Source organism: Roseibium hamelinense, from assembly GCF_007830545.1.
Classification (GTDB): domain Bacteria; phylum Pseudomonadota; class Alphaproteobacteria; order Rhizobiales; family Stappiaceae; genus Roseibium; species Roseibium hamelinense.
In genome coordinates this window covers 321230-328578 of the sequence record NZ_VLLF01000006.1, presented here as the reverse complement: position 1 = coordinate 328578, position 7349 = coordinate 321230, and the positions used below count along the sequence as shown (strand labels likewise).

Genomic DNA, 7349 nt, shown 5'->3' with positions numbered 1-7349 from the left:
CCCCCTCCTGACAAACAGAAAACTTGTCCACGCCCCTTCGCCCTGCCCCTATACTTGCCCCGCCTGCTCAAAGGGCTCCGTGGGGGACCGTCCTTTACGGGGGAGCGGGCCGGGCGTGGGCTCACGGGGGGATGGTAACGCAATCCGTCCGGGGTCCGGTGACAGGCCTCAGGGCAAACAGCTGTACCTGAGCAGTCTATCCATTCCGGGTGTGCTGTGCAGCCTCGGGTGCCGGTCAATTCGGCGTCGTGGTTATCCTGTCCTGGTTCGGAGTTCGGCTGTCCTGTCACACAAAACAGCCCGGGCGGGGCCGTCAGGCCATGCCGAAGAAACACTATTTGTCTCAAGATGCGCAGGCAGGGGCCTGACGCGTCCCGCCACTCCTGTATCTTGCAGGGGATTTTCAAACAAAACGCCGGAGGAAGCCCTCGCGGCGCTTTTCGTGCTGGCAGTTCGGTCTGCGACCGGACCGGCCTACGCACGCGCAGCACCCGCGCACCGGCCATGACCGGTCACACCCGGAACATCGGAATGTCCTTGATCCTGTCTGCCGCAGGTCAGCTGCCGGCAGACAGCAGCATTTCAACACGGAAGGACACACCAGCCCTCGACCCCGCCCTTGTCAGCGGACGATTTCATCATTCTGGCAAACGCGCTGAACTACATGGCCCATGCCATCAGTTCGGAGGAATGCAGCACCCTCACCGGTTACGACCGGGACCGCGTGAAGGAACTGTACGACCGGATTGCCGCCGCCCTAAACCCGCAGACCTGATCCGCTAACCTGATCCACTGGCCTGATCCGGTGCACAAGAATCGCCTGCTGCCGGACCGCCGCAGGATCAGGCAGGCAATCCGGACATCACCCGGGCAAGATGCGTTCGCTAAAAATGTCTGCCCCAGAGTCATATTCTATTTACCGTAACGGCGCATCGGCTGAAACAGGTGGTTCGGCGCTTAACTTTCCCAATGTAAAGTCCTGCCTGAAGCGCTGAGTCGTTGAAGCGCGGCCTTAAACAGGTTAATAAACATTTAACAAACCGCGGCAGTCCCGCGTGAGGCAGAAAGCCCGCGCGACCCAGGAGTTAAAGATGGGCATCTTTTCAAAAACCCCGCGTCCGCAAAATGAAGCGGACGGGCAAAACGCGATCACGCCGGAACCGGCAGAGGTTGAAACCTACGATTCGGCCGGGGACGACGGCAGCAACAATGTTGAGCATCTGTCTCCATTTGCGCTGAAAATGCAGGAAAAGATTCATCAGCTCGACACGCTGAAGTCCCGCCTCGGCGGTCTTAGCGGCACATTCGAGCAGATGAGCGCGCTGGCTTACGAGTCGCGCAACAGTGTGCAGATGCTGAACGAGTTTGTCGAAAACTCGCGCCAGTTCGTGGAAACGGAAGTCCGGCTGAAGTCTGAAAACGCCAAGCTTTCGACCGACCTCCTGGACACGCAGCACAAGCTCAAATCGATCAACACCCAGCTGGAAGACAGCCAGGCCGAGCTGCACTCGCTTCGCAAGCGCCACACCGAAACCCGCACCGCTTTGGAAACCGCGCGCAACGACCTCGTGACGATCCGGGACAACAACAAGAAGGTCAACGAGGAGTACCGCCAGCAGAGCGGGCAGCTGGTTCAGGCCAACGCGCAGGTCGCCGAGCTCAAGGGCGAACTGGCCGACCTGAAGGCCAAGTACAAATCGCTGGAAGAACACACAGACAGTGTCAAGGCGAACCTGGAAGAGATCTCGCAACGCGAAAAAGAGCTGCAGCAGAACCTGTCCGAAAGCGCAGCGCTTTTGGAAGAAGAGATCAAGAAGAACAACTCGGCCACCAGCGAGCTGGAAGCGGTCAAGCGCAAGCTTGGCGAGTTCCGCAACGAAAACATCGACCTGAAATCCCAACTCGATGTGGCCAACGAGGAACTCACCTATTCCAAGAACCGCCTGGAAGAAGAGCAGCGCAAGCACGACAACGAGGTTTACACGCTCAACGCGGAAATCGAGAACCTGTCGTCGCAACGCCGCATCGGCGCCCAGTCGCTGCAGGAAATGACCCGCGACAATGCGAACCTCAAGGAACGCAACCGGGACCTGATCAAGCGCATGCAGGAAATCGAATACCTGCTTGACGGTGCGCAGAAAAATCACGAGCGCGACCGCGAAGAACTGGTTACAGCCAACGCAAAGCTGCGTGAGGTGAACCTGCGCTACAACTCGACCCTCACCGACCTCAACCACGAGCGCAATCAGAACAAGCGCTACGCTGAAGAGCTGGAAGAGCTGGTCGACGAGAACAAAAAGCTCTCGAAATACAAGATCCAGATGGGCACCGCGAACGAGCAGATCGCGCAGCTCAAGTCCGTCATTGCCAACTACCAGATGGCGATGGAGGGCCGCGGCCCTGCCGAAGAGCTTGGCATCACGCGCAACTACGACCCGGCCGAGGAAGCTGGCCTGACCGAGGACGACAGCGCCGTCGACCCTGCGCGGGACGATACGGCTGACAGCACGCCCGAGGAGCAGGACAAGACCAAGATCGTCAAGCTGCGCGACGATTCTTAAAAGCCGCGCCTAGATCGTCCGGAACAGCATCATTCCGCCTCGTAGCCTGCGCTGCGGGGCGGTTTTTGTCTTTCGGGCACCCCATGCGGCATGAGGCAGCTCTGCCGGGGTCCACACTTTGCAAGACCAGCGTTGGTAAGACGAACCCGCCGAAAACATGAGGACCCCCTAGCATTGAAACTCAAGCTCCTGCCCTTTCTGGTGCTTATCGGCGGATTTGCCGGCGTCGTCATCGGCAGTCTGAGTCCCGGTTTGACCAGTGTTCTCAAGCCCTTCGGCGAAATCTACATCCGCCTGATGGAAGTGGTTGTCCTTCCCTATCTGGTGTCGTCTTTGGTGCTTGGGCTCGGGCGCTTATCCCCCGCGACGGCTGTGACACTGTTCCGCAAGAGCTGGCCGGTCTACCTGTTGCTCTGGGCCGTAACGTTTGTGTTTCTGGCCATCGCGGCGTCCACGGTGCCGCTCGTCAGCCAAACCACCGTGGTGGATTTTTCCAATAGTCTGCCAACGGACCGGGGATCGCCGACCGCTCTGGTTGACCTGCTGATACCGGATAATTTCTTTCAGGCGCTCAGCCAGAACTATATCCCTTCCGTTGTTCTGATGGGCGTCATCTTCGGGATTGCCATCCAGCACAGTGTCAAACCGACCAGCCTGCTCGATGTCCTGACCATTATTCGAAATGCCTGTATCCGGATATGGGGCTGGGTCATCTACATGGCTCCGCTCGGCGTCTGTGCGCTGTTCGCCGAGTCAATCGGGTCCGTGAGCCTGACCGGTTTTGCAGCCCTGTCGATCTATGTCGCCGTCGTGTTGCTCAGTGCCGCGGTTTTGGCTCTTTGGGTCTTTCCGATGCTTCTGACGGTTTTTCTGCCTCTGACATACCGGGAAATCATGTCGGGCCTGCGCGAAGCATTTGTTGTTGCGATAGTCACCTCGCTCTCTGTCGCGTCTCTGCCTCTTATTCAGCAAGCGGCGCAGGACTTTCTTGCACGCGTCAAAACGAGCGACACCACAGACGAGCAAAGGGAAATCATCGAAACGTCCCTTTCCGTCAGCTACCCGCTTGCGCAGATCGGCAACTTCTTCATTCTTGTTTTCCTGGTCCATGCCGCGTTTTACTACTACCTGCCGCTCGAACGGCAGCAGCTGATAGAGCTGCCCTTTGTGACACTGCTGTCTGGCATCGGATCGCCAACATCCTCGATTGCGGCCGTCACCTTTATGGCGGACTGGCTCGGCCTTCCCGGCGGAACAACCGATCTTTATGTGGAAACCATGGCCATCACGCGCTACGCGCAGGTGATTGCCTCGGTTTCGGCGTTTGCCTTTGTCACGACAGCAATCACCTTCATGTTCTACGGCAAAGTCAGGTTTAATCTGCGCGCACTTGTCCTGACGATTGCCGTCACGGCCGTTGCTTTTACCGGTATTTGGGCTCTTGGGCGCTGGGGCGGAACCCATGCACCACTCCATTCAGAGGTCAGCTACCGGGGAGCCTCGCTTCCTGACTACCTCCAGGCTCTGAGCGACGCGAACCGCGCATCAAATCGGGTTGATGCGCAGCCGACGCAGAGTGTGGATGCAAAACCGGATCTGCATGCAGGATTGGACACAATCGACAGAATAGAGACAACGGGCATCCTGCGCGTTGGCATCAACCCGAATGTGATGCCGTTCTCCTACGAGAATAACAAGGACAGGATTGTTGGCTATGATGTGGAGCTGATGTACCGCTTCGCGCAAAGTATGAATGTAGATCTGCGTTTCGTGCCATACACTTGGCAAAACCTTAACGAAGACCTGAAAAATCACCGCTTCGATATTGCCATTGGCGGTCTGTACATCACCGACGGGCGTCTTTCGGGACTAACGGTCAGCGATCCGTATTTCGAAAGCCCGCTGGCGCTGATCGTAAAAAGCGAGGCCGTTGACCAGTTCAAATCGAGATCTGCGATAGCCGCGAACAAAAACCTGTCCCTGGCGGTGTTTGACGATCCGGTCATGATTGCCCTTGCAAAACGCAACTTTCCGTCTGCAAAGCTCACGGTCGTGGACGACTATAGCCGCCTGGACAACATGGAGAATGTGCAAGCCGCGATCTGGACCCGCGAACAGGCAAAAGCGCTTGCCATATCGCTTAAGGATTATTCTGCAGTGGTCCCGGAAGATACGGCAAGCCGGTTTTTGTTTGCCTACCTGATGCCACCAGCGTCACCCGGTCTTGCATCCTATCTGAACTACTGGATGAGCCTGTCGAAAGACAACGGAGTGTTGCAAGACATGGCCCGGCGATGGATTGACCCGGCAGAAATCCGGAGACGGTCGGAAGACTGACGGTCCGTGTCCGGATGCTCTATTCTTCCGGTTCGACGGTAAACTGAAGCGGGTAACCCAACCGTTGCGCGGCATCAATCGCCCGCGTAGCCTTGGTTTCGGCAACATCCTTTGGATACACCGACACAACGCAGGCGCCTTTCTGGTGGGCGGTCATCATCACCTTCTCTGCGCTCGCCTCATCCAGCCGGAACTCACCTTTCAGCACCAGCACGACGAATTCACGCGGCGTGAAATCGTCATTCAACAAAATCACCCGGTATAGCTTGGGTTTTTCGACTTTGGTCCGCGGCTGAAGGCGCGGCTTAAGATCCGAATCGCTCATCTGTGCGTCCCGCATTCGCAAACCGGCGCGCACGGTTCTTTCGAACCGAAAAGCATCACCGCCGTGTCTGCAAGTTTCTCTGACGAACTCCCTTAAGGGAAATTCGTATTGTCAGCCAGACGAAACATGGAAGTGTTCCCCATTTGCTTAAAGACCGGCTGCCTGTCTCTTTGCACTTATTATTGCATCGCAGCAGGCAAAAATCCAGATCAGGCCGCGAAAATGAAAACGCCCGGCATGGAGCCGGGCGTTCAAACTGAGTTCTGGCGATCGCGTTAAACCGTTGCGACCCGCTTCAAGAAACCGTCGATGCGCTCGGCCAGCTGGCGGGTATTGTCAGCAACCTCCGCCGAGGTCCGCGACACGTCGGTGGCAGACGTAGAAGTCTCGTCGACCGCCCCTTTCACGCTGGTCATATTCTCGGTGATTTCGCGGGTCCCGGACGCAACCTCCTGAATGGAGCCGCTGATTTCGGCGGTCGCACTGCCCTGCTGCTCAAGCGCCTCTGTGATCGAGTTCGTGAACTCGTTCACCCGGGTCATGATCTCGGCGATTTCTTCGATGGCTTCCACACTGTCGGAGGATGCACCCTGGATCGCGTTAATCTGAGCCGAAATCTCTTCGGTCGCCTTCGACGTCTGGTTGGCCAGCTCCTTCACTTCGGCGGCAACCACCGCAAAGCCCTTGCCTGCTTCCCCGGCGCGCGCAGCCTCGATGGTCGCGTTCAGAGCCAGCAGGTTGGTCTGCTCTGCAATGTCCTGAATAAGCTGCAGAACCGCGCCGATTTTCTGGGCAGACGCTGCCAGGCTGGCAACCTGGCGGTTGGCAGAGTCTGCCTTGGTGTTGGCCGAAGACACCACTTCGGAAGTTTCCGTGATCTGACGCGAGATCTCCGAAATGGAGGCCGACAGCTCCTCAGACGCGGAGGCGACGGTTTGAACGCTGGCGTATGCCTGTTCCGTGGCAGCCGCAACGGAAGCCGTGCGCTCTGTCGCATCAGCCGACAATTCAGTCAAGCCGGCAGAGATTTGGGCCATGTTGTCGGTTGACTGTTCGACCGGCTGCAGGAGCCGCTGCGAATCTTCCCGGAACTCGGCCAGAAGAGCGTCCAAAGAAGATTGACGCTGGCGCTCGCGCTCGATGTTCTGCTGTTGCTCTGCTTCGAGTTCCTGCTGGCGCAAACCGTTGTCACGGAAGACTTCGACGGTTCGGGCCATCTGACCCATTTCATCGACCCGGCTTACATATGGAATGTCAATGTCATAAGTGCCTTCGGACAGGGTCATCATGGTCGAGGACAGGTTGCCGATCTGTCCGGTGATCCGGCGGATAAGGAACACCAAGCAAATCGAAACCACGCCGATCGCAAGGATGGTCATAACGAAAGCAGTCATCCATGCTTCGTTTCTCGCCTCGTCAACCGCCGCCCGGTCAAGCGCGATGTATACAGAACCAAGCACGCTGACGTCGTCTCCATCCACACGCGTAATCGGCTTGATGCCGATTGTGAAGTTTGCGGCTTCGACATATTTCGTCTCACCGGAGGCTTCAGGGGTCCGTTGGTCTTCCGGCACCAGTGCGATCAGGTCGTCGATCGCTGCTTCCTCATCTCTCTTGAGGGAAGAAAACACCGATCCGTTGGTTTCCTGAACGACAGCCCAGGAGAAGTTGGGATTGTCGGTCATAGGCGCCAGCAAAGCGCCGGCCAGTCCCTGGTCGAAGTCCCACATCGCGTTTGCAAGCGCCTGATTGGTCAGGTCTGTTGACAGGTTGATTTCGGCGCGAAAAGAGCGCTCAACCGCTGCAATGCGCTGGGTTGAGGTAATGTAGGAAAAAGCCACGAACGCGATCGCCACAACGGCAACAATCGGAACAGTCGTCGTGAACTTCACGGATTGCCAGAATTTCATGTAAGCCCCCATAAGGTAACTAAGGGCATTTAATACTCATCATGCAAAAAAACTCTTAACCTCGAAAATCTACCCAAGAAAAAAATCGATGCCAAAAGAATAACGAAACCTTACCAGCGTGAACTATTTAATAACGATAATTCGATCTGCGATTTTTTCGTGCATTTTGTGCCGAATTCACTCCAATCGCAGAAGGGCCAAAAAGCCGGATCGGCC

Annotated in this window: 5 protein-coding genes; 3 read left to right on the top strand and 2 right to left on the bottom strand. The window is 56.9% G+C overall.

Annotated features, from left to right (window positions below; all coding sequences use genetic code 11):
• Nucleotides 1-619 precede the first annotated feature (619 nt).
• The 3 genes from JM93_RS21750 to JM93_RS14085 all read left to right on the top strand — a co-directional run bounded on the left by JM93_RS21750 (nucleotide 620) and on the right by JM93_RS14085 (nucleotide 4898).
• Entirely contained in the window at nucleotides 620-775 is a 156-nt protein-coding gene (locus JM93_RS21750; protein ID WP_155197547.1) for a hypothetical protein, read from the top strand.
• A 316-nt stretch (nucleotides 776-1091) separates the two neighbouring features.
• Nucleotides 1092-2561 (top strand): coiled-coil domain-containing protein, encoded by a 1470-nt coding sequence (locus tag JM93_RS14090; RefSeq protein WP_208995178.1) that lies wholly within the window; start codon nucleotides 1092-1094, stop codon nucleotides 2559-2561.
• A gap of 174 nt (nucleotides 2562-2735) precedes the next feature.
• Complete coding sequence (locus JM93_RS14085; RefSeq protein WP_170230660.1) at nucleotides 2736-4898, top strand: cation:dicarboxylate symporter family transporter; 2163 nt, start codon at nucleotides 2736-2738, stop codon at nucleotides 4896-4898.
• A 19-nt stretch (nucleotides 4899-4917) separates the two neighbouring features.
• On the opposite strand, the gene clpS is transcribed toward JM93_RS14085, so the two are convergent.
• Nucleotides 4918-5223 carry an ATP-dependent Clp protease adapter ClpS gene (gene clpS / locus JM93_RS14080; RefSeq protein WP_145344452.1) on the bottom strand — a complete coding sequence of 102 codons (306 nt, stop codon included), beginning with the start codon at nucleotides 5221-5223 and terminating at the stop codon, nucleotides 4918-4920.
• Nucleotides 5224-5498: 275 nt separating this feature from the next.
• Nucleotides 5499-7133 carry a methyl-accepting chemotaxis protein gene (locus JM93_RS14075; protein WP_145344450.1) on the bottom strand — a complete coding sequence of 545 codons (1635 nt, stop codon included), beginning with the start codon at nucleotides 7131-7133 and terminating at the stop codon, nucleotides 5499-5501.
• Between the last annotated feature and the right edge of the window lie 216 nt (nucleotides 7134-7349).